Source organism: Methylophaga sp. (assembly GCF_048266885.1).
In the GTDB taxonomy this organism is placed as follows: Bacteria; Pseudomonadota; Gammaproteobacteria; order Nitrosococcales; family Methylophagaceae; genus Methylophaga.
This window is the reverse complement of record NZ_JBLWYR010000002.1, coordinates 11,732-35,352: the sequence shown is the minus strand read 5'-3', so window position 1 is coordinate 35,352 and position 23,621 is coordinate 11,732. Positions and strand designations below refer to the sequence as shown.

Annotated in this window: 20 protein-coding genes and 3 tRNA genes; 12 read left to right on the top strand and 11 right to left on the bottom strand. The window is 43.0% G+C overall.

The window, feature by feature from the left end; genetic code table 11:
• Positions 1 to 379 precede the first annotated feature (379 nt).
• Entirely contained in the window at positions 380 to 2,131 is a 1,752-nt protein-coding gene (locus ACN0V2_RS01320) for a pyrroloquinoline quinone-dependent dehydrogenase (RefSeq protein WP_417548988.1), read from the top strand.
• Between the two features lie 77 nt (positions 2,132 to 2,208).
• A complete protein-coding gene (locus ACN0V2_RS01315; protein ID WP_417548987.1) occupies positions 2,209 to 3,648 on the top strand; it encodes a diguanylate cyclase in 1,440 nt (479 codons plus the stop codon).
• Here ACN0V2_RS01315 and ACN0V2_RS01310 read toward each other — a convergent pair whose 3' ends face one another.
• The 8 genes from ACN0V2_RS01310 to rnr all read right to left on the bottom strand — a co-directional run bounded on the left by ACN0V2_RS01310 (position 3,649) and on the right by rnr (position 12,144).
• Positions 3,649 to 4,077 (bottom strand): group I truncated hemoglobin, encoded by a 429-nt coding sequence (locus ACN0V2_RS01310; protein ID WP_417548986.1) that lies wholly within the window; start codon positions 4,075 to 4,077, stop codon positions 3,649 to 3,651.
• Positions 4,077 to 4,907: a DUF3034 family protein gene (locus ACN0V2_RS01305; RefSeq protein WP_417548985.1), complete on the bottom strand. Its 831-nt coding sequence runs from the start codon at positions 4,905 to 4,907 to the stop codon at positions 4,077 to 4,079. The genes ACN0V2_RS01310 and ACN0V2_RS01305 overlap by 1 nt, the downstream gene beginning before the upstream one ends.
• The gene (locus ACN0V2_RS01300; protein ID WP_417548984.1) at positions 4,867 to 7,218 is read right to left on the bottom strand and encodes a putative bifunctional diguanylate cyclase/phosphodiesterase; all 2,352 of its coding nucleotides are present in this window, start codon (positions 7,216 to 7,218) and stop codon (positions 4,867 to 4,869) included. Before ACN0V2_RS01300 ends, ACN0V2_RS01305 begins: the two co-directional genes overlap by 41 nt.
• Positions 7,199 to 7,867, bottom strand: a complete 669-nt coding sequence (locus ACN0V2_RS01295; RefSeq protein ID WP_417548983.1) for a methylamine utilization protein — start codon at positions 7,865 to 7,867, stop codon at positions 7,199 to 7,201. Before ACN0V2_RS01295 ends, ACN0V2_RS01300 begins: the two co-directional genes overlap by 20 nt.
• Positions 7,868 to 7,906: 39 nt before the next feature.
• The gene (gene gdhA / locus ACN0V2_RS01290; RefSeq protein ID WP_417548982.1) at positions 7,907 to 9,259 is read right to left on the bottom strand and encodes an NADP-specific glutamate dehydrogenase; all 1,353 of its coding nucleotides are present in this window, start codon (positions 9,257 to 9,259) and stop codon (positions 7,907 to 7,909) included.
• Between the two features lie 341 nt (positions 9,260 to 9,600).
• Positions 9,601 to 9,676, bottom strand: a tRNA-Thr gene (locus tag ACN0V2_RS01285).
• 123 nt (positions 9,677 to 9,799) lie between these two features.
• Positions 9,800 to 9,875: transfer RNA gene (locus ACN0V2_RS01280), tRNA-His, on the bottom strand.
• A gap of 100 nt (positions 9,876 to 9,975) precedes the next feature.
• Entirely contained in the window at positions 9,976 to 12,144 is a 2,169-nt protein-coding gene (gene rnr / locus ACN0V2_RS01275; protein ID WP_417548981.1) for a ribonuclease R, read from the bottom strand.
• Between the two features lie 40 nt (positions 12,145 to 12,184).
• On the opposite strand from rnr, the gene ACN0V2_RS01270 reads away from it, so the two are divergent.
• The 4 genes from ACN0V2_RS01270 (at position 12,185) to coq7 (ending at position 15,516) form a co-directional block, all read left to right on the top strand.
• Positions 12,185 to 12,271 (top strand) — tRNA-Leu (locus ACN0V2_RS01270).
• Between the two features lie 206 nt (positions 12,272 to 12,477).
• The gene (locus tag ACN0V2_RS01265) at positions 12,478 to 13,431 is read left to right on the top strand and encodes a chemotaxis protein (protein ID WP_417548980.1); all 954 of its coding nucleotides are present in this window, start codon (positions 12,478 to 12,480) and stop codon (positions 13,429 to 13,431) included.
• An 86-nt stretch (positions 13,432 to 13,517) separates the two neighbouring features.
• Entirely contained in the window at positions 13,518 to 14,588 is a 1,071-nt protein-coding gene (locus tag ACN0V2_RS01260) for a GGDEF domain-containing protein (RefSeq protein WP_417548979.1), read from the top strand.
• A 283-nt stretch (positions 14,589 to 14,871) separates the two neighbouring features.
• The gene (coq7, locus tag ACN0V2_RS01255; RefSeq protein WP_417548978.1) at positions 14,872 to 15,516 is read left to right on the top strand and encodes a 2-polyprenyl-3-methyl-6-methoxy-1,4-benzoquinone monooxygenase; all 645 of its coding nucleotides are present in this window, start codon (positions 14,872 to 14,874) and stop codon (positions 15,514 to 15,516) included.
• A 7-nt stretch (positions 15,517 to 15,523) separates the two neighbouring features.
• Here the strand turns inward: coq7 and ACN0V2_RS01250 are convergent, their stop codons facing one another.
• The gene (locus ACN0V2_RS01250; protein WP_417548977.1) at positions 15,524 to 15,829 is read right to left on the bottom strand and encodes a PilZ domain-containing protein; all 306 of its coding nucleotides are present in this window, start codon (positions 15,827 to 15,829) and stop codon (positions 15,524 to 15,526) included.
• A gap of 84 nt (positions 15,830 to 15,913) precedes the next feature.
• On the opposite strand from ACN0V2_RS01250, the gene ACN0V2_RS01245 reads away from it, so the two are divergent.
• The 5 genes from ACN0V2_RS01245 (at position 15,914) to ACN0V2_RS01225 (ending at position 21,483) form a co-directional block, all read left to right on the top strand.
• Complete coding sequence (locus ACN0V2_RS01245) at positions 15,914 to 18,307, top strand: Lon protease family protein (protein ID WP_417548976.1); 2,394 nt, start codon at positions 15,914 to 15,916, stop codon at positions 18,305 to 18,307.
• 69 nt (positions 18,308 to 18,376) lie between these two features.
• Positions 18,377 to 18,793, top strand: coding sequence for a hypothetical protein (locus ACN0V2_RS01240; RefSeq protein ID WP_417548975.1), 417 nt, complete (start codon positions 18,377 to 18,379; stop codon positions 18,791 to 18,793).
• Between the two features lie 97 nt (positions 18,794 to 18,890).
• Positions 18,891 to 20,126 (top strand): hypothetical protein, encoded by a 1,236-nt coding sequence (locus ACN0V2_RS01235; protein ID WP_417548974.1) that lies wholly within the window; start codon positions 18,891 to 18,893, stop codon positions 20,124 to 20,126.
• A gap of 73 nt (positions 20,127 to 20,199) precedes the next feature.
• A complete protein-coding gene (locus ACN0V2_RS01230) occupies positions 20,200 to 20,841 on the top strand; it encodes an MBL fold metallo-hydrolase (RefSeq protein ID WP_417548973.1) in 642 nt (213 codons plus the stop codon).
• Between the two features lie 3 nt (positions 20,842 to 20,844).
• Positions 20,845 to 21,483 (top strand): carbonic anhydrase, encoded by a 639-nt coding sequence (locus ACN0V2_RS01225; protein ID WP_417548972.1) that lies wholly within the window; start codon positions 20,845 to 20,847, stop codon positions 21,481 to 21,483.
• A gap of 4 nt (positions 21,484 to 21,487) precedes the next feature.
• On the opposite strand, the gene ACN0V2_RS01220 is transcribed toward ACN0V2_RS01225, so the two are convergent.
• Positions 21,488 to 22,069 carry an outer membrane protein assembly factor BamE gene (locus ACN0V2_RS01220; RefSeq protein ID WP_417548971.1) on the bottom strand — a complete coding sequence of 194 codons (582 nt, stop codon included), beginning with the start codon at positions 22,067 to 22,069 and terminating at the stop codon, positions 21,488 to 21,490.
• A gap of 71 nt (positions 22,070 to 22,140) precedes the next feature.
• On the opposite strand from ACN0V2_RS01220, the gene fur reads away from it, so the two are divergent.
• Entirely contained in the window at positions 22,141 to 22,569 is a 429-nt protein-coding gene (gene fur / locus ACN0V2_RS01215) for a ferric iron uptake transcriptional regulator (protein ID WP_417549118.1), read from the top strand.
• On the opposite strand, the gene ACN0V2_RS01210 is transcribed toward fur, so the two are convergent.
• Positions 22,570 to 23,621 (bottom strand): DNA repair protein RecN (locus ACN0V2_RS01210; protein WP_417548970.1); only part of this gene is annotated, 1,052 nt, incomplete at its 5' end.

Below are 23,621 nucleotides of genomic sequence, written 5' to 3'. Positions count from 1 at the left end.
GATAGGACAGGAATTACAATAAATAAAACCGGAACAAGCCCTTGGATCAAAAAAGAGTTTTTTCCCGAGTTCAACTTTACCGAGTTCGGCAATAATAAAGGTCTGGATGGGGTTAATTGGTTCACTTGCCAAGCGGTCTGCGAAGACAGGTTGTGATATATGGCGCTGTAACGAGGCTTAATAAAGTTTTATGCATAAAACTCACCTCAATTATCTGAATAATGTAGTTGTTCAAAATTTGATTGTAGGTGGTGTTGTTTGCTGTAGGGTTAACAGTGGTTGAATTGATCTGAATCACATATGTGATGGTTTAAGGTGAATAATGTTCGTTGCAGAATAATTGTTAGCATAACTAAAAAATAATTTAAGAGAGAAAACTATGCGTCTAAAAGACATCATCTGGTTAGGAGGGCTGCTAGTAAGCTTATCCATGCCACTTTCAGCGGCAGAGATTGAATGGCCAGTTTATGGTGGCGATGATCTTCATCAACGCCATAGCAAGTTGACACAAATTAATAAAAGTAATGTCTCGGGTCTAATTGAAGCGTGGGAATTTGATACCGGGGTTAACGAGACCTTCCAAGCTACGCCGGTGGTACTAGATGGTGTAATGTATGTTTCCCTCCCATTTAATGATGTGGTCGCCTTGGATGCCGCCAACGGCACACTGATCTGGCGTTACGAGCATGAGTTGGATAAAGGCTATCCCATTTGTTGCGGTCCAGCGAACCGTGGTGTTGCGGTTGCGAACGGCATGGTGTTTACCGGGACTATTGATGCAAGACTGATTGCATTAGATGCCAAAACGGGTGAAAAACGCTGGGATAATCGGGTGATTGGTGAAAATAGTGGCATCAAAGAAGATGCAAGCACCCTGGATGATACTGAGCTTGGCAGTGTTTCAGGTACCTCTGGAGCAGGCATCAATATGGCGCCGATGATTTATCAAGATACGGTGATTATTGGTATTACCGGAGTTGGCTATGGCTTACATCTGGATGCGACGGATTCTGACTCACCATTGGGCGCTGTGGTGGGGATTGCTGGAAAATATGGCCGCCGTGGATTTATGGCCGGATTTGATATCAATAGTGGAAAATTGAAATGGCAATTTGACACCATTAAGTCAGAAGGATGGGAAGGGGATTTTGTCACTAAAACCGCTGATGGAATTGAGTTACCTCGTGATATCGAAAAAGAAAAGTCGGCATTAAAACAACACGATGATGCGTGGCGTTATGGCGGTGCTTCTGCCTGGAGTACACCTGTCATCGATCCGTACACTGGGATTCTGCATTTCGGCACCGGTAATCCTTCGCCTCAGATGGAAGGCTCATCCAGACCTGGCGATAACCTTTATAGCAGTTCTTTACTAGCTCTGGATGCAAGTAGTGGTGATTATCGCTGGCACTACCAGCAAGTACCCCATGATAGTTGGGGTTATGATGTTGCCAGTCCTCCGGTATTGTTTGATATAACAATTCAAGGAAAGCCAACTCCTGCCATCGGTCAGGCGGGGAAAACCGGTTGGTTTTACGTGCATGACAGACGTAATGGTAAATTTCTTTATAAAAGTGAAGCCTTTGTACCGCAAAAAAATATGTTTTCACTTCCCAGCAAAGAAGGCACGGTAATTTATCCTGGGGTAATGGGCGGGGCAAACTGGTCACCGGTGTCAGTGGATGCCCGTAGACGTTTAGTGTTTATTGCGGCCATTCATTGGCCGGTTGAATATAAGTTGCACGAACAAGCCGCGAGTGATGGTAAAGAAGCGGTACGCTATTCTTCGATGTCACCATTGAATACCGACGAAAAACATGGATTATTAACAGCCATTGATTTGGATAATGGCAAAATTGTCTGGCAGGTTAAAACCGAAAATCCATTAATTGGAGGCGTATTAAGTACAGCGAGTGGTCTGGTATTTGTTGGTGAAGGCAATGGAGAGTTGATGGCTTTTGATGCTGATTCGGGTGAAAAACGCTGGAGTGCAAAAACCGAGGCTGGTGTGAATGCACCGCCAATCACTTACAGTATTAATGGCAAACAACATATCGCTGTTGCTGTCGGTGGAAATCGTTTGTTCGGATTTAAAACTGGGCAGAAAATTCAAGTCTGGCGTCTGCCTTGAAAAGATTCTTTTTCCGGTAATGGCAGCGTTTCAAACCTTAATATTGACGGTATGACGTATTTGGAAATATTGCATAAATGAATAGTATTAAGGCGCGGGTGATCCTGCTTTGTGTCGGTTTGATTTTATTGACGGCTTTAGCTATGCAGCTCAGCCATGGCTGGTTTATCAATCAACATAACCAACGGCAGATTCATCACCAGGTTGCCAATGCATCACATTTTTTGCATCAATATATCGATAGTCGTGAATCTAGCTTGCGTTATTCCACTGACGTAATCATTCAGGATTTTGGTTTTAGACAGACCATTGCTAGTAACGATTTACCAACGATTAAAAGCATGCTGACAAACCATGCAGAAAGAATCCAAGCTGACTTGATGCTTTTGGTGAGTAATCAAGGTGAACTTATTGCATCAAATGAGTTGGATGTACCACTAATCGAATTGGCTGATATCAATTGGTTGGCATTTCATGAGGCTTCAGAACAAGGCCAGTATGTAGAGATAAATGAGCATCTTTACCGTTTGTTTAGTTTGCCAGTTCAGGCGCCACATCAAGTCGCCATTGCCGTTATTGCGTTTGAAATAAATGTCCCATTGCTGGAAGAATTAAAGCTCAAAACTGGGTTGGATATTATTTTTCAGTCATCGCAATCCAATTTGTTTTTAACGACTTACCCTATTGATAAAAAGCAATTTGAAAAGATATTAGAAAATGATGGTTCGCCGACTTTGTGGTGGCAACGCTCTCAATATTTGTTGGAGAAAGTACCGTTAGCAAGTCCAATGGAGCAACAAATACAATTGTTTTTGCTGGCTGATTTATCAGTGTTTTACCGAGTCTTTGATCAGTTAAATTACTCCTTGCTAGCACTCACCTTATTTATCGTATTACTGGCTGTCATTCTCAGTACGCTGTTGGCCCGTCGATTGGCAAATCCCTTATCCCATCTGTATCAGGATTTAATTTATCGGGCCAACCACGATCATTTAACCACGCTGTTAAACCGGCATGCCGCAATTGAGCGCATTTCGGAAGAGCTGCAACGATCTTCGCGTACTGACCTAATTTATTGCATTGCATTATGTGACATCGATAATTTTAAAAAAATTAACGATACCTATGGTCATGCTGTTGGTGATGAAGTGTTACGCCGGTTTGCTTCTAGATTGAAAACCACGTTACGTAACTATGATGTGTTAGGGCGGTTCGGTGGGGAAGAGTTTTTAATCGCTTTACAATTAAAGCCCGAAGAGGCAACAGCTTCATTTGAACGTTTAAGAACAATTATTGATTCAGCACCCATTGCCGGTGGTTCCGATTTAATTCCGGTGACTATGAGCTGTGGGGTCTGTTTGTTATGGCCGGAAGAGGCTGTACCGCCGATGGATGTGATTTTACAGGCGGCTGATACAGCACTCTATAAAGCGAAAGATCATGGCCGAAATCAGGTGGTTTTTACCCATGTACCGCAGTTTCCGCTGGTGGAAGCAGAGATAGAGAATGAAGAGTAATCAGAGATAAATAATTTCTTTGCGTAATGGCGCCAAACGGGCAATAAGTTGATTTTGAATACGGTGGGGAATGCCTTCGGTATCCATGGCGTTAATTAATAAATCCACTAGATGATTAAAGTCTTTTTCATTGATATTCATACCCGTATGAATATCGACCATATTATCGCCAGTGTAGCTGCACGGTCCGTCCGAAATCGCACAAAAGTGTTCTATCAGGTTTTCTTTAAATCGACTGACACGTGCTTCAGCAAAATAATGAAAAACCTGCTGATCCTGACCAATTTCTTGGATAAGGTTTTCCACAATATTATTGATTCCAGCTTCACCCCCTAATTGCTCATATAACGTTTTTTGGGAGGTAGTTGCACAGCCAGAAACCAACAAACCAACAACTATTAACAGGCTGGAGAAATATTTTGTAAACATTAAAAATAACCCGTTACAGAAAAGTAGGCGCCTTTTTGGTTTTTGGCTCCAGCAATTTCACCCAAATCCAACCAAGCCCCGGTGACGCTGATAACTTTATTAGGAAACCAGGAGACAAAAATATTCGACCAGTCATCTTCTTTTACACCTAGATTATCGGGCTTTTGACGGTATTCAACGCCCAGTGCCAAGTGCCGTCCAAAAAGAACCGCTGTCGAAGCTTCGAGAACGATTTCTCTCTGATTGCCACGCTCAGCATTACCAAAGCCCAGCAATCCAGTTTGATTGGCTTCAGTGGAGCGAGCAGTAATGTTCCATAGCCAGTTGTAGCCGCCAATCGCACCAAGATGCAGTTTACTGGCGGCTAAATAAATATCTGTTCCAGAATCTTCATCAGCCCCTAACAAATCCGCGACTAACGGGTCATCAAGTTTTTTATGCTGAATCCCCAAGCTGATTTGTGGAAAACGACTGTAAACGATATCCCCATAAAGTCTGGCTTTAACCCCTAATACACGTTGTTTGATATCTAGATTTAGCGCATCAACATGAAACTTTTGTTTAGCCACAGAAAATTCAACACGATCATAAAAAGTCGCTTGAGCTCCGCAGACACGCAGGTCGTAATCATCAACATTGGCGCCGCTGCAAAATACATTGGCAGCAATTTCATCACGGCTGCCGTAGCCTGCTAATTGTGCCCATGGGACAAAACCACCGCCACCCGTACCTTCGATTTGTGAAATGCCTGGCGTGGCAATTAATTTGCCATCGGCAGCAAAAAGCTGACTAGTGAGTGTCAATGTCAGCAGAAATAGAATAAGTTGCATTATTTTCACCTAACCAAGCCACAAGATCTTCAGCATCTCGAGGTTTACTAATTAAATATCCCTGCACGCTATCGCAATCCATTTCTTTTAACAATTCATAACTGGCCCGGTTTTCCACACCTTCAGCGACCACTTTTAAACCCAATGAGTGAGCAAGATGAATGGTCGACCAAACTATTTTTTGATCTGTGAGAGAGCTATCCAAATTGCGGATAAAACTCATGTCCAATTTAAGTTCATCGACGGGTAAGATTTTCAATTTGGATAAAGAGGATTGACCAATACCGTAATCATCGACCGCAATTTTGTAGCCAGACTGCTTTAAGCTATTAAGTACTTCTATGCCCAAGGTTTCATCATGCATGATATCGCGTTCAGTAATCTCAATCGTGACTGACTCAGCCGGTATCTGGTGATGTACAATTTGCTTATTCAAATAGTTACAAAAGTCAGGATGGGCTAAATCTTCGGCCGATACATTAATAGCGGCACTTAGCTCTAGGCCTTGATTACGCCAGATGCGGAGTTGTTTGAATGTTTCATTAACGACCCAATGTGTTAATTCAACAATTAAGCCTGATTGTTCAGCAAGACCGATAAATTTATCGGGAGCAATACGGCCAAACCCTGGACGGTGCCAACGGATAAGGGTTTCTACCGTGTCCATTTTGCCATTATGCAGTTCTACTTTGGGTTGGAAGTTTAAAAACAGCTCAATATTATGGGGTTGCCTTAACAGCGCTTGCAGTGACTCTATCAGTGTTAATTCTTCTAAATGTTGTTCATCTTCGCCCGCTGTATAAATATGGATGGCTTGACGGTTGAGCCGAGCATGATCGGCTGCAATTCTGACCCGGCGCAGCATTATCTTACTGTCCAGTCCATGTTCAGGATAACAACATACGCCTGCATAGAACTGCAAATTCAAACTGATATTCCCGATTTGAAAAGGTTGATCTAAAGTTGCGAGCAGTGCTTCAACAATTTCCTTGGGGCGTTGATTAGGGAGTAACTGAATTACGGATAAAAATTCTATGCCTTCCAGTCGAGCATTGGTTTTAGCTGCTTGGGTATCAAATTGCTTGAGGCGACTGGATAATGCTGTCAGGCAGGCATCAGCTATTTCCGGGCCTAATCGGTCATTAATCTGCCTGAAATTTTGGATATACATCGCGATAACAACGCACTGACCATACTCTCGCAGGATCGCCCCGAGGCTACTGCGCATCGTGTGTATATTTAATAACCCCGTCAATGCATCATGTTGTGCCTGCCAGGTCACCACTTGTTCTCGTTGTTTGACTTCTTGCCCCATAGTACGAAGTGCTCCGGCTAAATCACGGATTTCACTGCTAGACTGACCTGGTTCAATCCAAGCATCATAGTTACCTTCGGCAAATTGGTTAGCAATCTTAACCAGTTTGGCTAAAGGTGTAGTTAAGGTATGCGCGATGATGGTGCTGATAACAATAGCTAACATGATCACCAGCAAAACAATCAACATGATTTGATAGGCCATATCATCATATTGTTTATAAATTGACCTTAGGTCGGCAGTGAACAAAATCCTGATAGGATTCAAACTGCTAGTGGCTGGCATAAAATCGGAACTAACAAAGGTAGGTCTATCTATCCATAGCCAATTTGAATTAGCGGCGTTTATTTGATCGATAAAGTGTTCATCGGTAGAAAAATCTTCCAAAGTTGAATAAACCGTTATGTCATTGTTCATAATGGTTAAATCCAGCCCGGTAAGATGTTTTAGTTCGAGCAGGGTCGTTTGATCGATTTCAAACCCCACCAGACTGTAGGCAATTGTTCGAGGTGCCATCACTGGTAACAGGATTAATTCATAGACTCGGTTATTGAGCATAACAAGATGTGCTACAGCAGGCTTTTCCAATAAATCTTTGACAATATCACTTAATATCGTCGGCTCATTCATGCTGGAACGGCTGCTAGAAATCAAACGGCCGGATAAATCGGTCAGTAGCATTAAATCGGCATTTATACGAGCCCCATGATTAGCCAGCACACTGGTAATGGTGTCTTTCTCTCCTGAGGTAATGGCTTGTTTGAAACCGAAATCTGCTGTCAAGACACGTGCTGAACTCACCAGACTGTTTTCAGTGGAACGAATATATTGACGTAGAATGTTTTCAGCACTGATGATGTTTTGGGCAATTTGTTGCTGGTTAAATTTGTTAGCTGACCACCAGGAAATAGACTGGATCACCAGGGTAGTCAATAAAACCAGTGCTAACGCAAATAACAAAATTTGCGTGCGTAATTTAGTGATGCGCAGTCGCACCAAACGTATCCTCAAATGATTCGCGTGAAGGTGGGGGCATTATTTTCATTTCGACAATGAATTCCCCTAAATCATTTTGTTTTAATTGGTCTATCTCATATGTTTCTCGGCTTTCTGGGCCTTTTACTGCATACGCATGCCAAATACTTATCTGAGGGGAGGCTAGGGTAGTTTCAATGTGAGCGATACCGAATTCGGAGGAAGTGTACGGTTGATGCTGAGCAACGTATATATATCCAATCATCGAGTCATGAATATTGCAGCCAACCACCACTACACCTGGTGTATTAAAAACTATTGGTTTCTCAGGCTTATCAGCATAGAGCTTGAGTTCAAAGGTTTTAGCTTCAGAAAAAGAGTAAACATGATGGCGGATATTATCACTGTTCGGAAAATCGACAGCCTGACCTTGTTGAATAATAATTTGTTCAGGGACAAAGGCTTTATTGATTTGGTCAATTACGGCAATGTTGGACGGTTGATCAGCAATTTCGGCAGAGTTAAGAATTTCAACTACCGCATTAGAAACGGGTTGTTGATGTTGATCGATTATTTTCAACTGAATAACATCCGCCTGTGCTGGTAAAGCCAGTGTGAATGAACCGAGCAGTAAGCTCACAGTAAAATGATAAAGAGATCTCAATGTCATATCCCGCGGTTATGGCCTGTAGGTAGGACTTGGTAAACTTTACACCAATCCTTGTTCCAGCATGGCATCCGCTACTTTACGGAATCCTGCAATATTGGCACCAAACGCTAGATTACACGGTTGGTGGAATTCTATCGCTGTTTCTGAACAGCGTTGATATATGTCTTTCATGATCTCTTGTAAACGTTTGTCCACTTCAGCAAATGACCATTGGATCATGCTAGCATTTTGTGCCATTTCCAGTTGGCTAGTTGCTACACCACCGGCATTGGCTGCTTTGGCTGGGCCAAAGTGAATCCCAGCCGCAATAATATGTGCTTGAGCTTCAGCAGTGCAAGGCATATTGGCTCCTTCCACAATACAGCTAACGCCATTTTCACTGAGCGCTTTTGCATCAGCTAGAGACAACTCATTCTGAGTCGCACAGGGGAACGCTGCATCCGCTTTTATTCTCCAAACGGCATGACCATCTTTAGGATAGTTTTCGACAGGGATGAACTGCGCATCAGGATGTGATTCCACATAGTGAATTAATGAACTCCGACGTTGTTCTTTTAATTCTCGGATAAGCATTAAATCAATGCCTTTTTCATGATAAATCGTACCGGTGCTATCAGTGCAGCTAATCGGCAAAGCGCCCAATTGGTACAACTTTTCGATGGTATGCGTAGCAACATTGCCAGCTCCTGATACCAGACATCTTTTACCATCCAAACTATCATCGTTAGCTTGCAGCATATTTTCGGTGAAATAGACTAAGCCATAACCCGTGGCTTCAGGGCGAACTAAAGAACCACCCCAATTGAGTGATTTTCCCGTCAGCACGCCTTCAAAGTGTCGATTCAAACGTTTGTATTGACCAAATAAATAGCCAATTTCCCGTTTCCCGACACCGATATCACCCGCCGGAACATCAATGGTTGCGCCAATGTGACGATGTAACTCGGTCATAAATGCCTGACAGAAGCGCATGATTTCCTGATCTGAACGATTTTTGGGATCAAAGTCTGCTCCCCCTTTACCCCCACCAAGCGATAAACCGGTTAATGCATTTTTGAAAATTTGCTCAAAGCCCAGAAATTTAATCGTGCTGGCATTCACCGAAGGATGGAAGCGAAGCCCACCTTTGTAAGGGCCAAGTGTAGAGCTGAATTGAACGCGGTAGCCCTTATTCACATGCACATTACCAGCATCATCATGCCAGACAACTCTAAACATAATTTGACGCTCGGGTTCAACAATACGGTCAATAATATTTTGTTGTAAATACTGCGGATTTCGGTCGATTAATGGGCGGATAGATTGCAGAATTTCTTCGGTGGCTTGATAAAACTCTGGTTGGCTTGGGCTGCTACGTTGCAGCTTTTTCATCGTTGTCTCAAGGTAAGACATTTATCACTCACTAGATTTAGTTACACGGGTTCGATTTAAGCTAAACAATTTAACAGAAACGCCGCCGTTTATCAGACTTGATATCACAACAATGGTTCATGGTACTGAATTGTTTGAATAAAGTTGGGGCGCTGGCAGCATGTTCTTAGCCTAATTTATTTGTATTCATGCCGGGGGAAATCGTAATTATTAGGCAAACAACTAGCTAAACATTAAATTCAGAGAAATCAATCTTTTCACCAGCTAGCTTTGATTGTTGATACTGGAAGAGAATTTGTTGGCGTTTGATACGGAATTTTAGACAAAAAAAAGGCCGTGTATAAACACGACCATTTAATTTATGGAGCCGGAGATAGGATTTGAACCTACGACCCACTGATTACAAATCAGTTGCTCTACCAACTGAGCTACACCGGCAACAAGAGGCGCATTATACAAACAGTGTGTGTGGCGTGCAAGCCTGAATCACTTGTTAAAACATAATGCTGAATCGGTTTATTTTTTTTCATTCACATGAGCTTAAATAAACGATTGCAAAAGTGGGGTGAATGATGGGGCTCGAACCCACGACAACCGGAATCACAATCCGGGACTCTACCAACTGAGCTACATTCACCACAGAAATCTATTCAAAAGCCACTCAAATTAATTTGGATGACTTTCAGGAAGTCGACAATTGTACTGCCTTTATTTTTCTGGTCAAGGGAAATTCAGTTCTAAGCTAAATCAAGGTCAATTTTCTTTTCATCAAGATCCACACGAACGACTTTGACACGAATCGAGTCACCCAAACGATAAGATTTACGTGTTCGTTCACCCATTAATCGGTGGCCACTAGCATCAAACTGGTAGTAATCATTTTTTAATGCGGTGACGTGGACTAAACCTTCTATATAGATGTCACTCAGTTCAACAAATAAGCCAAAACCGGTTACTCCACTGATGACACCTTCATGGACTTCACCAACCCGATCCCGCATATATTCACATTTAAGCCAATCGGCAACATCACGAGTGGCTTCATCAGCACGTCGACTGGCCATTGAGCAATGTTCACCAAGTTGTACCATGGTTTCTTCGGAATAGTGCCAAGTCGTTTTCTTTTTCCTACTGATGGCATGTTTAATAGCACGATGAACTAACAAGTCAGGATAGCGACGAATCGGCGAGGTGAAATGGGCGTAAGCTTCCAATCCCAAACCAAAATGACCAAGATTGTCCGGTGAATAGACCGCTTGTTTCATGCTACGTAACATGACCGTTTGTAACAGATGCCCATCGGGACGTTTGCTGACGGTTTTCAGTAATGAAGCATAATGGCCGGGTTCAGGGGTATCGCCGCCACCTAAAAATAAACCCAGTTCACCTAAAAACTCACGCAGGCCCGACAGTTTTTCAACCGATGGTACTTCATGTACACGATACAAAACGGGCAGTTTGCTGGCGAGTAAATATTTTGCTGCTGCCACATTGGCGGCGATCATAAACTCTTCGATTAACCGATGAGCATCATTGCGTTTACGCGGTTCAATAGAAGCAATTTTCCGGTTTTCATCAAACAAGAATTGTGTTTCAGTCATTTCAAAGTCTATCGCACCGCGTTTTTCACGTGCTTTGAGCATGACGTGAAACAATTCATACATTGTTTCCAAGCCAGGAAGTACATGGGCGAATTGTTCGCGTAATGGAGCATCATTCTCTTGCAGGATGCTAGCAACTTGTTCGTAAATCAGTCGTGCTTTGGAGTTCATTACAGCTTGGTGAAATTTGTAAGATTCTATTTCGCCATCATGGTTGATGATCATTTCACAGGCCATGCACAAACGATCCACTTCGGGATTCAATGAGCATAAGCCATTGGATAAAGCTTCAGGCAGCATAGGGATAACTTGACTTGGGAAGTAAACCGAAGTTGCCCGTTCTTGAGCATCTTGGTCAAGATCATCTTCAGGTTTGACATAATAAGATACGTCGGCAATGGCAACCCATAAACGCCAGTTGCCCGAATCAAGTTTTTCGGCGTAAACCGCATCATCAAAATCACGTGCATCTGAGCCATCAATCGTGACTAAAGGCAGCTCACGTAAGTCGAGTCTGTCTTTAATAGCTTCTTGTGGAATATTTTCACCGAAGCTTTCTGCTTGGGCTAATGCTTTGGGTGACCAAACATGAGGTAATTCGAAACTACGCAGGGCAATGTCAATCTCCATTCCTGGAGCCATATGATCACCGAGTACTGCAACAATTTTGCCTAGGGGTGAGCGATGTTTATTAGGGTGTTCAGTAATTTCTGCTTCGACAATTTGACCGTCTTTGGCGTCCATCAATTCATGAGCAGGAATCATAATATCCTGACTGATACGACGGTTATGCGGTATTAAATAGTATAGGCTGGCATCTGCTTGCAGGCGCCCAACTACGGTTTGATTACCTCGCTGAACTACTTCTACGATGGCACCCTCTTTGCGGCCTCGGCGATCAGTACCACTGACTCGAGCTAATGCCCGATCTCCATGTAATACGACACGCATTTCACGTTCACTCAGGAATAAATCTTCGCCGCCTTCATCAGGAATTAAAAAGCCGAAGCCTTCAGGATGACCCATTACTCGACCACTAACGAGATTCATTTTGGATACGATGCCATAGGCATTTTTGCGATTACGCAAAATTTGACCATCACGTTCCATTGCTCTTAAACGTCGGCGTAATGCTTCGGTTTGATCTTCACCTTTAATGTCTAGAAGTTTTGAAAGATGTTTTCGGGAGAGTGGGGCTTTGTGTTCTTTGAGGAGCTCGAGAATAAATTCACGGCTAGGGATGGGGTTGTCGTATTTCTCGGCTTCACGACCCTCAAAAGGGTCCGTTATGTTTTGTTCAGTCATTGACAGTTTTTATCTCGATCTATATGATGCGCGTCTTCTTGCCCAGGTGGCGGAATTGGTAGACGCGCTAGCTTCAGGTGCTAGTGTACGTATGTACGTGGGAGTTCGAGTCTCCCCCTGGGCACCATTCCGAATTTTTGTCTCTTTGTCACCCGACCATTTTAACTGCTTTGGCCGATTCAGGTGAATCTTTCTCGCTCTGCATTCCCACAATTTGATTATTAATGCTATTGAACCTGCTTTAAGGTTACGATATTGTGCAACTAATGCCGTGTCAGGTACATTTCTATTGTGCCCACCGGAAAAATCAGCCTTTGCACAGTGAGAATGGATATGGCAACTTTTATTGATTCGATTGACGAGCGTACCAAACTAGCAGGCACAAATCATCTTGAAGTGCTGCTTTTTAGTCTTGGAACTAATGACGATACTGGTCGTAATGAGCTATTTGGTATCAACGTATTCAAAGTCAGGGAGGTGCTTAATATCCCAGAAGTGACCAGTGCCCCAGAAATGCCAGATGGCATCGAGGGCTTTGTCAGTTTGCGTGGTGATATGGTGCCTATCATCAATCTACAAAAGTTCTGTAAATTAAAATCCAAAGAAACGCCAAAAATCTTGATGATCACAGAATATAACACGCATGTTCAGGGATTTTTGGTGACATCCGTTGATACCATTCAACGATTAAGCTGGCAGCAAGTAAAAGAACCACCTCCATTAATTTCCAAACGTTTAGGCGGTTTAGTGACTGCAGTTGCTGAATTACAAGATAAACGCCTGGTCATGATCATGGACGTTGAAAAAGTACTGGCTGATACCGGTGATTTTTATGATGAAACTGCGTTTGAAGGCATAGAAAAAATTGAGAACGGTAAAAAGTATAAAGTCCTATATGCCGATGATTCTAATGTCGCACGTAAGCAAATAACACAGACCTTGGATAAATTGGGCGTTAGTCATACTGGTGTCGTTAATGGTGCACTTGCATGGAAAATGCTCGATAAATTGGCAACTCAATGCGAGCAGGAAAAACGCGATATAACGTCAGAAATTCAAGTCGTGTTAACCGATGTTGAGATGCCGGAGATGGATGGATATGTTTTAACACAAAAAATCAAAGCAGATTCCCGCATGGCGCATCTACCGGTAATAATGCATTCATCACTCACCGCTGTGGCAAACCAGGCGATGGGGCGCGGTGTTGGTTCAGATGCCTATGTTTCAAAATTCCAACCTCGCGAATTAGCGGCAACAATCCGCGGCTTTATTGAAAGCAAACACTAACTGGCCAATGCCGAATTGATCTGAGTGGCAATTGATCAGCCTGATCAACGATGATCGACCACCCGTTCCGATAAAGGCAACAACTAATGCAACATCGTCATAGCAGCATACGAATTGTCGACAATCTTGCCGAAATTACCCGACATCATGATCGTCAAGTGTTGGAAAAAAGTCTGTTAAAAACCTTAAATGAATTATTTCCAGCCCAGTCATTACGTTTGTTTCGGGTACGGCGTCATGATTTGGTTCACGACATTAGTCTGCTGGCATTCTGCGTAAACGATGTTATTTCGTCTTCTGATCAGCATCCTAAATTGAATGTGGAAACGGCTGACGAATTGACTGCCGCGATGACCGAAGCTATTGATAAGGAAGATATTGTTTCTTATCGCCAAACGGGTACTACAGGTTGGAATGTGATTTATCCGGCCTACGATTCGCATGGCGAAATCTTTGCCAGTCTGGTACATCATTGCGATGAATTACCTTCTGCTATCGATCAACGGCTAGTGCATGGAATTTTGAGGGTTTATGCGAACTATCTGGCATTAATTGATAAGTCCCAACGTGACAAATTAACCGGATTATATAATCGCGAAACACTGGATGAGCAGATTACAAAAATACTGGTCAACCAAAGTAGTGAACTCAATAAACTGATGGCTTCACCAAACGATTCACGGCGCCGCCGTTATGCCATAAAACATTGGCTAGGTGTAGTGGATATTGATAAGTTCAAAGTTATAAATGATACCTACGGGCATTTGTACGGTGATGAGGTGATCATTTTGGTCGCCCGACTAATGACCTCTGGCGTAATCCGCGATGATGATCTGATTTACCGTTTTGGCGGTGAAGAATTTGTGGTCTTACTTAAAGCCGCTAATGAAAATGATGCAATGCAGGCTTTTGAGCGAATTCGTAAAGTGGTTGCAAATCATAACTTTCCTCAACTGGGGCAAGTAACTGTCAGCGTTGGCTTTGTGGAAGTTTCTGCCCAATTATCCCCAACTGATGTCATCGGTCAGGCAGATGAAGCGTTGTATACCGCGAAAAATGAAGGCCGAAATCAAGTACAAAATTACCATCATCTCGTCGCTGAAGGAAGAGTGGCTGAGCCGAAGAAAATGGCGAGCTCTAATGTTGAGTTATTTTGAATAAATCCAGGGCTTGTTTATCTTTCATCTCCGCCTCTGTTGTGAGCTGAAAAAGCGTCAATCAAGGCACGAGGAGCGCCTTTTAGTTATTCTAAATAAGTGACGAGTAACGCAGAGTGGCGCTTTTTCAGCCACAACCCGAAGGGCTGGGGCTATTTTTGCGGCCGCCTGCGTTGTCAATCACTTATGTAGGATGGCTACACTGCGTGATTTCCGCCTTGTCGGACACAAAAATAGCCCCAGCAGTGGTGGATATGAAATATAAACAAGCCCTAGGAAAAATATGAGTTTTCGTGATCTGTTATTGACTGACAAAATTATTATCGAATTGGATAAAGCGTTAACAACTCTGGTCGGTACTCCGCCATCAAGTGGAAGAGAAAACCCAGCGAGAGATATAGAAGAAAAAACGCTTAATGATAACGAGCGTCGGCATTCGATTGCGTTAATGCGTGTCAATCATGCTGGAGAGGTTTCTGCACAAGCTTTGTATCAAGGCCAGGCATTAACAGCAAAATTGACCAATGTACGTGAAGCGATGCAACAAGCTGCTACGGAAGAAAATGATCATTTGCTGTGGTGTGAAAAGCGTATTCACCAACTTGAAGGCCGGACAAGTTTACTGAATCCATTGTGGTATGTCGGTTCCTTTATGATTGGAGCCGTGGCTGGAAAAATTGGTGATAAATGGAGCCTAGGGTTTGTTGCTGAAACTGAAAAGCAAGTCATTGAACATTTGGACGAGCATCTGGACAAAGTAAGTGAAAATGATTTGCGTAGTCGCTCAATCTTGGCACAAATGCGAGAAGATGAAGGTCATCATCAAGAAAGCGCTTTGGCAGCAGGTGGTGCCGAATTACCTTGGCTGGTGCGAAAAATTATGCAACCGATGTCTAAAGTAATGACTCGTAGCAGCTACTGGCTTTAAATCAATTTCAATATATTGTCGTAAACTTTACAGAGATATTGAATTGTTCGGGATGCCCATCTAAAGGTTGCACTCGCACCACTTCAGCTTGCGCAACAAAATCTGCGAGTTCTGAATTATGGCTTTTTATGCTGATTTGTAGCAATTCGCCTTCACTTAGCGTTTCATCTGAAATCAAACTTAATCCGCTAGCGCTCAAATCAAGTCCTTCAGCATGAAAGGTTTCTTCAGAATCCTGACGTTGAATCTTCACCGGACCGTTGACGCGCATTCGAAAGAAATTGCGTTTTTCTTCAAAATCCTGACCTGTCATAACGTTCATTCCTTTTATTGATGCAGTTGCCTATCAGATGTGCCTAGCCTAAGCTAAGTTCAGTTCATTCGTCCAGAGATATCCATGCCAGTCACACAACTAAATGCATCACAACTTTATCATGGCTGTAATCCAGCCGATCTGCCCTTCAAAACCACGGCAACAATCGAACCTTTAACGGGCCTAATTGGCCAGGACCGAGCTCGCGAAGCGATTGAATTTGCGGCGAATATTCAAGCCGATGGTTACAACCTGTATGTGATGGGGGAGGCCGGCATGGGGAAAAAGTCGCTGGTTAGTGAGTTTCTCACTAAGCATAGCGTCAATCGTCCGTCTGCCAAAGATTGGGCCTATTTACATAATTTTGATGTGCCTCAACAACCTAAAGCGTTGTCATTAGCAGCGGGCGATGGTGCGCAATTAAAGCTGGATATTGAACGCGTCATCAAAGAGCTCCAGCAACAATTGCCTTATGCATTTGATGATGAATATTACCGTGGACGGTTAAGGGCAATTGAGGAAGCCAGTCGTCAACATCGGGTACGTTTGTTTGCTGTTTTACAGGCTGAAGCAGATAAACAGGGCGTTGTATTACTGCGAATGGAAGATGGAGCTTATGCCTTTGCTGCTCAACATGAAGGTGAACCGTTATCTGGGGAAGCCTTTGAAGATCTTCCTTATGCAAAAAAAATGGAAACAGAAGACGCTATCGCCAAACTGCAAGTTGAAATGCAAGAAACATTAATTGAAATTCATGAGTGGGAACATGACACCGTTAATAAAATCACTGCACTCAATGATCAGGTGGCACTGGAAGTTATAACCCGCCAGATTGATTTTTTACGTCATGCTTACCCAAGATCTAAACAACTGCAGATTTATTTTGATGATATGCAGTTTGATATTCAACGCAATATCGAAATGTTTCTGAAAAATGATGAGCGCCCGGAAGACGTTAATATTGATAATTGTTTAAAACGTTATCAAATCAATTTGATTGTTGATAATGCCGACTTGCATGGCGCGCCCGTGGTGTACCTCAATCAACCGAATCATCAAAATCTCCTAGGTTGTGTCGAAAATATGGCGATGATGGGGGCGTTGGTCACCGATTTTACCTTAATCAAAGCGGGAGCTTTGCATCGAGCCAATGGCGGCTTTTTAATTGTTGACGCTGAAAAGTTACTGGAACAGCCTTTTGCCTGGGAAGGTTTGAAAGCCGCTTTAAAAGCAGCGGAAATCCCGCTGGAAAACCTGGAGCGCACATACAGCTTAGTCGCCACGGTTTCTCTTGAGCCTGAGCCGATTCCGCTTTCAACAAAAGTAATCCTCCTGGGTAATCGAGATCTCTATTATCAGCTTTACGAATGGGATCCTGAATTTGCAGGTTTATTCAAAGTGCTTGCCGATTTGGAGGATGAACTGCCGCGCACCGCGGAAACACATATGCAAATGGCTAAATTGATTGCCTCAACCGCTATGAATGAGCATTTGCCAGCCTTGCAACAAGGTGCGGTCGCATTAATGATTGAGTACGCAGCAAGATCGATTAATGACGGTCAGCAGTTATCTTTGCATATCGGCGATATGACTGACCTACTACGTGAATCATCCTACTGGACAAGAAAGTACCAACAATCAGAGATCACCGCTGATGCCGTCAATCATGCTTGGCAGCAACGTCTCAGACGTGTTGATAGAGTACGTTCAGTGGTTTATCAGCAAATCCAACGGCAAATTATCCAACTAGATGTGAGTGGAAAACGTGTTGGTCAGGTAAATGGTTTGTCTGTTTTAAGTATTGGTGGTTTTCATTTTGGTGAACCCACCCGAATTACCGCCAGTTGCCGCTATGGTGATGATGCCATTATTGATATTGAACGTGAGGTGGAATTAGGCGGTAATCTCCATGCAAAAGGTGTAATGATCCTTGCGGCTTATCTGGGATCATTTTATGCAGCAGATAAGCCATTATCGATGGCGGCGAGTATTGTATTTGAACAGAACTATGGAGAGATAGACGGGGATAGTGCTACGGTAGCTGAACTATGTGCATTACTCTCATCTATTGCCAAAATACCACTAAAACAATCTATGGCGATTACGGGTTCCATGAATCAATTTGGCCATGTTCAAGCTATTGGTGGTGTTAATGAAAAGATTGAAGGTTTCTATGATGTCTGTTGTCTGGTGGGACTAACCGGCACCCAAGGTGTCATTATTCCGCGCAGTAATATGCAGCACCTGATGTTAAAGCCTGAGGTTAGGCAATCAGTGGAAAATGGTTTGTTTCATATTTATGCCATTGATGATATCGCTGATGCCATTAATGTGTTGACCGATCATGAAGTCGGCGTCGCAGATGAACAAGGTAACTATCCTGAAGGCAGTTTTAATGCTGCTGTGGCAACAAGATTGGCAAATTGGGCGGAGTTAAATAAACATGACAAAGACTCTAGTAACGATACCAATGATTAGATTTTAGTATTGGCTTGGTTGGCCGTTAACTCAGTCAAGTAAACACGCTAATTGATAGGTATATTAGTTATGAATAATCAATTTTCTATTAAACTCTGTAGTGTGATATTTGGTTTGGTAGCATTTCCCGTGCAGGCCTTAACACCAGTACCTGTGCCGACAGAGCCCATTTATTACGAACCTCCTCTGGTCGAGATAACGGATGAGATCCGTAAACATAGTTGTGTTGAAATTGATGGGGCGATTAACCAGCTTCATCCATACAGATATAGCTATAAACCGGGTTTTTCTGAAGATGGCAGTAATAAATTGGCTGCAACTTTAATTGTTTTTGACACCATTCCTATTGTTGAAGGGTGGTTAGGATTAGCCTATTTGGGGTATTCCTCATTGGTTGATGAAAAAGAAGCTAGGCGCACCCAACAGGTTGAGCAGAAAATTGCTATGTTGCAACGGGTAAAAGCCGAAAAGCATTGCTTTGAATAAAAGCTGGTTTCGATAGTTCTTCACATGCTTTTACTTGTGGTAGGCTTCACTTCTGGGGTAGTATCAAACTGTAAAACTGCCCAGAGAGGTAAACGCAATGAGTAGCACAATCGATATTAAAACAAAGTGGTACGAGAGCAATCACGCAACGGTAGATAGTATTAAATCTAAGTTGCAATCCGCAAACGCAGTGAGAGATAAAATGAAAAAACTGCCTTGGTACAAAGCGGCGCAGAATCCTGTACAGCATTCTGAACGCCCATGGTATGAAGCCAATATGGTGAAGCATCTTGATACCAAGAAAAAATGGTATGAAGCGAATTTACGTAGTGCTGTTGAAGCAGTGCGAGCTAATCGTCATTGGTATGAAGCCAATCTGGATAATAAACCTACCGAAACGCATTGGTATGAGTTTGCTGATTCACAATACAGTGATCTGAAAAAGCGTTGGCAACAGGCCAACCTAGCAAAATTCCGTGAGCAACACAGCAAATGGTACGAAGCTAATTTGGATCAGACGCCAACGGATAAACATTGGTATGAATTCAGTGATGAACAAACAGCCAATGATAAAAAATGGTATGAAGCCAATCTGCAAGCGGCTCGTGAAAGCCATCAAAAATGGTATGAAGCGAATTTGCATCCAGATCCACATGCAGATATTAAAAAGAAATGGTATGAAGCCAATATAAGTTTGGTTCGTACACAACAAATTAAACGTGATTGGTTTGCATACAATACCAAGATCGCTCGTGAAAATGCGAAATGGTATGAGGCCAATCAACGTCCTGCACAGCAACGTGATACACACTGGTATGAAGCCAATATGGTGGATCATCTTGATACCAAGAAAAAATGGTATGAAGCAAATTTACGCAGTGCTATCGAAACGGTGAGAGCTAATCGGCAGCATTGGTTCGAAGCGAATCTGGATAACACACCAACAGAAACACATTGGTATGAATTTGCTGATTCACAATACAGCGATTTGAAACGAAGCTTCCAACAAGCAAACTTAGCGAAATTCCGTGAGCAACATAGCAAATGGTATGAGGCGAATCTGGATCAGGCTCCTACTGACAAACATTGGTATGAGTTTAGCGATGAGCAAACGGCCAGTGACAAAAAATGGTACGAAGCGAATCTGCAAGCAGCACGTGAAAGCCATAAAAAATGGTATGAAGCGAATCTGCATCCAGATCCCCATGCGGATATTAAACAGAAATGGTATGAAGCCAATATCAATCTGGCGCGTACCCAAAAAATTAAACGTGATTGGTTTGAAAATAATATGCGTTTAGCACGCGAAACGCAGAAAAAAACTGATAAATAATTAAGTTTAAAATGATGTTGTTAAAGCAGCTGGTGTCCTCACCAGCTGCTTTTTTTTGGGGAGTAATATAGGGATGAAAATCACCTGCTTTACCGTTGGTGCCTTTCAGGTCAATACCTATCTGATTGAAGATGAAACAACCGGCACTGCTGCTATTGTTGATACCGGTGAAACCGATGAGTTAGTTAGAAAGTTATTGGCAATCAAACCAGTGCCAGATATCCAGATGATACTGTTAACCCACGGACATCTTGATCACGCGGGCGGATTAATCGCTTTGCAATCAAAGTTTGATGTGCCAACCTACTTACCGCGGAAAGAAATTCCATTATTCGAAACATTGCCCGTTCAGGGAGATTGGTTCGGCCAACCCAGCTTTAACCGTCAATGTGGACGCATCGATCATTTAGTCAATGATGGTGATGAAATACAGCTAGGTAATACTATGCTTAAGTTCATTTCTACCCCAGGACATACCCCGGGGCAGGGTTGTTATTATGATCAACAGGATATTTTTGTTGGGGACACCATTTTCTCTGGAAGTGTCGGTAGAACTGATCTGCCGATGGGAAATCCGGCTATAATGCAGCAAAGTTTACAGCGTTTAATGCAATTACCTGGGCATTTGCAAGTACATAGCGGTCATGGACCAGTCACCACGATTGCTCATGAGAAACAACATAATCCTTTTTTAACGTTTTTGAGACAAGCATAGACAATGGCTAATACAGATAGATTAATTGAAGGCTTTCAGCGATTTAAAACACAATATTTTGGACAAGACAGCCGTCTTTACGCCAGTATGAAAACGGGCCAGCCAGCGAAAACGTTGATGGTCGGTTGTTGTGATTCTCGAGTGGACCCGGCAATTTTGACGGATTGTGATCCAGGCGATCTGTTTACCGTCAGAAACGTAGCTAATCTGGTGCCTCCTTGTGAACATGATGGACTGCATCATGGCACTAGTTCGGCACTTGAATTTGCTGTAAATAATCTGGAAGTAGAGAACATTATTGTCATGGGACACGCCAATTGTGGTGGTATTCGTGCATTGTGGGAAGACGATGGCCAGCAAAATTCAAAATTCATCCATCAGTGGGTTTCAATAGCCCAGCCGGCAAAAGACTGGGTTAAAACCCATGCCAAAGGTGATGAAGCCAGTCAGTTAAAAGCATGCGAGCAACGTGCAGTGCTTGTATCGTTAGATAATTTGATGAGTTTTGAATGTGTTCAGCAACGTGTAGAAGATGGTCGTTTAACGTTACACGGCTGGTACTTTGATTTAGCAGCGGGGGAGTTACTTTGTTTTAATCCCCAAACCGGCCAGTTTGAACCGGTTCAGGAATCAGCTGTTTAGGATTTTACTGAATGTCTGGGAGCTGACCTGCGGGTTGGTCTCCCATGGAATCATTAGAGTTGTTTGGTAGCGCCTCTTTCTGTTGTTTCTTTGCTGCATCGGTATCGGTGACGTCGTCATCGATGGTTTCCACTTCGTCTTCGCCTAAACCAATTACATTCAGCATACTATTGAAAAAGCCAGTCTTTTGTTCCGTTAGTGGAACCACTACATTGGTATCGGTGCGCTGTTCTTCTGTTAATTGGATGTTTTCAACAATGCGCGTATTACCATCAATATAGTCCAGTGTTTCGGCATCATCAAAATACAACGTAATTCGACGTTGTTCGCGAGAACCATTGCCCGGACGGAAACTGTAGATATAATCCCAGCGATTAGGATGGAACACATCAATTAGCATTGGTGTTCCCATTACAAATGACACCTGACTTTTGGTCATGCCAGGTTCCAGTTTGCTAAGCATTTCCTGGGTCACCTGGTTACCTTGCTGAATATCAATTCGATAAACACCCGGTATTTTATCTTTGCTGCAGGCGCTGAGAGTGAGAATAACCAAGGAAAGGCTATAAATAAGCAGGCTTTTCATTTAGTATTTGTTTCTGTATTGATGACGAAAGTGCGATGATACGCTATTCGTAAGTATTCTACGAGGCAACAATAATAATGGAAAGACAAGATTTAAGAAAAGCGGGATTGAAAATTACTCTGCCACGTTTAAAGGTGTTAGAGATCCTTGAACATTCCAAACAACGCCACCTCAGTGCCGAAGATGTTTACAAGGCTTTGCTGGAAATGGGCGAAGAAATTGGCTTAGCAACTGTCTATCGGGTGCTGACTCAATTTGAAGGTGCCGGTCTGGTATCTCGTCTGAATATCGATGGCGGTCATGCAGTATTTGAGTTGGAAGATGGCGAACATCATGATCATTTATTTTGCGTGAAATGTAATCGCATCATCGAGTTCTATGATGAAGTTATTGAAGAACGTCAGAAAGCCATTGCCAAGGCGAATGGTTTTGAAATGACCGACCACAGTCTTTACATCTATGGCATTTGCAACCGCGAAGACTGCAAAAAAGAACGTTAATCAGCTTTGACCCTGATCCAGCATCTCTTCAGCATGTGAACGAGTTTTCTGGGTCAGGTTCATTCCGCCCAACATTCGGGCGATTTCCTCAATACGTTGTTGACGGTTAAGTTCACTAATTTCAGTGTGAGTTTTGTCTTCACCGAGTATTTTAGTAACTTGCAATTGTTGATGCGCTTGCGCGGCAACTTGAGGTAAATGCGTTATACAAATTACTTGTTGGGTGGATGCTAATAATTTGAGGTGTTGTCCGACAATTTCTGCTACACCACCACCGATTCCCACATCCACTTCATCAAAGATTAATGTCGGCACACTGCGTTTCCCTGCAGTAACTACTTGAGTCGCCAAACTGATCCGAGCTAACTCACCACCTGATGCAATTTTAGCTAGTTCGCCAGCAGGCTGTCCGGGGTTGGTGCTGACCAATAGTTGAATATGATCTGCTCCATGCTCACTGAATTTACCTTCTTCAAAAGCACGAATAATAAATTCTATCCGGCCTGCAGGAATTGCCAGTTGTTGGATTGATTTGGTGATGGTTTCTGCTAATGGTTTGGCGTGTTGCTGTCTATTTGCACGGATTTCGGCGCAAAGTTCTAGGCAGCGTTTTTCTTGAACGTTAAGCTGCTTTGCTAGTTTGGTTTGATTTTGCTGGGATTGGGACAAACTGTTTAGTTCTTCACATAATGCTCGATAATGAGCTGGCAAGGTTTCAATTTCAACATGATGTTTACGCGCCAAATCATGCAACACAGACAACTGAGCCTCAACGGCTTCAAGTCTAGAAGGATCAAGATCAGCACTGTCCAGGTAATGCCGTAGCGAGGTTGCTGTTTCATCCAGATTGATTGCTGCACTATTTAGCGTTTCAATGATCTCGGCAAAGCGAGGCTCATATTGCTGCAATTTTTCCAGCTCTGCCAGAGCTGTCCCGATAAGGTCGTAAGCCGCCCCCTGATCCTGATCGAACAAGTGATGTAATGTTGATTCACTGGTATGAAGTAGCTGTGCCGCATGGGCTAACTGCTGTTGTTCCTGTAGCAGCTCAT